The organism is Alkalitalea saponilacus, from assembly GCF_900168165.1.
In the GTDB taxonomy this organism is placed as follows: Bacteria; Bacteroidota; Bacteroidia; order Bacteroidales; family Marinilabiliaceae; genus Natronoflexus; species Natronoflexus saponilacus.
Genome location: NZ_FUYV01000021.1, coordinates 1 through 3,158, shown reverse-complemented (window position 1 = coordinate 3,158; position 3,158 = coordinate 1). Strand labels below are relative to the sequence as shown.

The 3,158-nt window shown below is 36.4% G+C and carries 2 protein-coding genes; both read right to left on the bottom strand.

What is annotated here, in order from left to right; genetic code table 11:
• Positions 1-622: 622 nt before the first annotated feature.
• A complete protein-coding gene (locus tag B5X70_RS18080; RefSeq protein WP_157666549.1) occupies positions 623-790 on the bottom strand; it encodes a hypothetical protein in 168 nt (55 codons plus the stop codon).
• 683 nt (positions 791-1,473) lie between these two features.
• On the bottom strand, positions 1,474-2,748 hold the full coding sequence (locus tag B5X70_RS15050; protein ID WP_079558734.1) for an ATP-binding protein: 1,275 nt from the start codon (positions 2,746-2,748) through the stop codon (positions 1,474-1,476).
• Positions 2,749-3,158 lie beyond the last annotated feature (410 nt).

Genomic DNA, 3,158 nt, shown 5'->3' with positions numbered 1-3,158 from the left:
CAGAGCCGCGTGATATTGATAGAATATGTGTTACAGTTTTGATGTAAGGTGCAGCGCACCGAAATGTAAGTTGGTTGTTTTCTATTTTTATTTCTTGGTTCCAGGGAGGCTTCGCCCCCAAACCCCCAAAGGGGAATGCTGCGTTGCAGAAGTATTCTGCATGTATGTATAAAGTGGTTTCTAATTTTTAAGTATGGATTAACTTATAAATTTCAGGCAGTCGATGACTAAAATAGTATGGTATTTTTTCTGTCATCAAAACTATTTCTCCCTTTTCAATTTGCAACAGGTTTGAATATATTTCGTTGTGTCTTGAGTTATCAACGAATAAAATATTATCGAAATATTGAAAATGTAGGTTTACATTTTTATACCCAGCTTTCCATTTTAAATCAATTGTTTTATTATCGACAAAATGGCCTTTAAATTCGGTTCGCACCTGAATCCTGTGTTTGGCAATTTCCTAATTATCTAAACAAAAGAAAATCAAGTTTATTTGATATCCATTTTTTCTGAATATCTGTGGCCAATATATTGGATGGGAATCAAAATTTGTTTCGTAGCAAAAATCTAATTTGTTAAACAATGCTTTATCAATTGAAGATTCAAAGCTTTTAGTTGTTTAATCTTTAGCGAATACTTCTCTAAATTCACTATCGGGTAAACTATTGTAATTCTCCAGATAGACTCTGTCATAATCAAAGGAGGTTAAACCTTCGGGAAGAAAAGAGGATGCGTATGTGGACTTACCAGCACCGTTACAACCTGCAATAATTATTAAATCAGGCATTTGATTTAAGTGCATTTTGAAGTTCAGAGCTAAGCTTACCTTTTTTCTTACGGATTTGGAATAGTTCTTCTTTGGGTATAACCAAATTGTTCAAGATAAACCTGGCTTTACTCATTTGTTGAGTAACTGTTATTCCTGTTATTAATCTATCCTTACACATAATACAAATTTAGAAATAATTCATTTAAATGGAAAGTTTGATTTATTTGAAAACATTTGTTCGAATGTATGTATATCGATAAAAGAGATTCAATTGATGGGATGACTCAAAGTCATCCCATCAATATACAGTGAAATTTCTCAATAGCTTCTGCTGGTTTCGCCCCCTAACCCCCCAGGGGGGGATGCTGCGTTGCAGAAGAAATTCTATATATTGCAGCTCAAGCGCCGTAGGTGCGATATCCCGATAGCACGGGGTGAAGCCCCGTGTTATAATGCGTAATGTACATAAAAGCGCCGTAGGTGCGACATCTATTAAAATAATGTGGCGAATGTTTGTCGATAAAAGAATATACTCTCCTGCTTGCGGTAGTTTTGTCCTGTGACCCTTTTATTCAAGGAATTTTCGCCCCCTTGGCCCCCCAAGGTGGGAATGCTGGGTTGCAGAGGGAATTCCTAATGTATTAGACGCATGTTTGCTGCTATGCGAAATTGTGGGGGTAGGATGGTGATGTTTTGCCTGATCAGAAATATTTGTAAAATGGTATCACATTTATTTTACATGATGATTCTGATATGGTTTCTTCTTCATCAAAGGTTATTATTGTTCCATGGTCAACTCCAAGGTATTTGCAGGCATTAACCAGGCCTTTAACTTCTCTCGAACGTGTTGCGGATTCTTTTATCGTATGTGAAACCTGAACAGGTATAAGGTCTCTTTGTTCCTGAACGATGAAATCGCATTCTGTATGATCTTTGTAATAGTAAAGTTTTTTGCCCTGTTTAAGAAACTCCATTGCGACCATATTTTCCAGAAGCTTCCCCCTGTTTTCTGAAACGCTGTAGTCGATGGCATTTAGTAAGCCATTGTCTATTACGTAAACTTTCTTGTCGCTTTTGGCTTGTTTGATTTCCGAGAAATCATATTTATTGATGCTTTGAGTCAGGAAAACGTTGTTGCAATAATCAAGATATTCATACAGGTACTTATTACTAACTTTATATCCCATTGATTTTAAGTCATTATAGATTTTGTTAACAGACAATGGGCCGGTGACTGCTGAAAATATTTTCTTAATAAAATATTTAAGCACTTCCGTATTTGAAATGGCATAGCGCTCAACAATGTCCCGATAGATCATTACATTAAAATACTCCTGAAGAATTTTTACTTTAAAAGGTTGTTCAAATCTTACTAATTCAGGAAATCCTCCTTCAAGCATAAATTGTTCGGCCAGATTAATTCGTTTAGCGCGGTTGAGTTGCGTGTTATTGTTGTCAGGTCCGTTATGAGATTTAACAAATTCTGAAAAACTAAAAGGATAAATGGTGTAACTGACTGTACGCCCTCTTAATTCGGTGGCTATTTCAGTACTCAACAACCGGGAATTGGAGCCGGTTACATAGATGTTTCTGGATTTGGTATCGTAAACACGACGGATAAATTTTTCCCAACCATCTACATTTTGTATTTCATCAAAAAAGAAACAGGTTTTTTGCAAATCCAGGTCAGGAAATAGCTCCTGATATGCCTGTAATATGAAATCCAGATCTGTTTGTTTTAGGTTCAAACGCTCATCTTCGAAATTAATAAAAACAATTTGCTCGGCCGGTAGTCCTTCTTTTTTTAGTTGGGCGATTAAATAATACAATAAGAAGGTCTTTCCACTGCGGCGCGCTCCTACAATGCTAATAATCATTCCGGTGTTGAGCGGAATTTGGATATAGTCCCGCTCAATAATTGTCCCGGGATCAAATTGTTGGTTTTCTAATATTATCTCTTTTAATTGTTGTTTCATTATCTATACTTGCAATTAAAACATTATAATAATTGAAGTAAAGTTAGTAAAAAATACTAAATCAAAAGTGTTTTATTTAGCATGATTTACCTAGATTTTGAGACACGTAGGAAGGGGAACGTTGGATAGGTTTGAAGGTTTAGGGTTGATAGTTTATGGTTGCGCAGCGAAGTTGAAGTGATACAGAATGCCGAATATCGGTACCTGCAAGGCAGGAAAGGTTTGCTCACTGAACACTGCTTATTGCTACCTATTATGATGTCGGTACTCTGTACCTATTACGATATCGATACTCTGTACCTATTACGATGTCGGTGCTCTGTACCTATTATGATGCCGGTACTCTGTACCTATTCTGATGTCGGTACTCTGTGGCTATTATGATGTCGGTACTCTGTACCTATTACGAT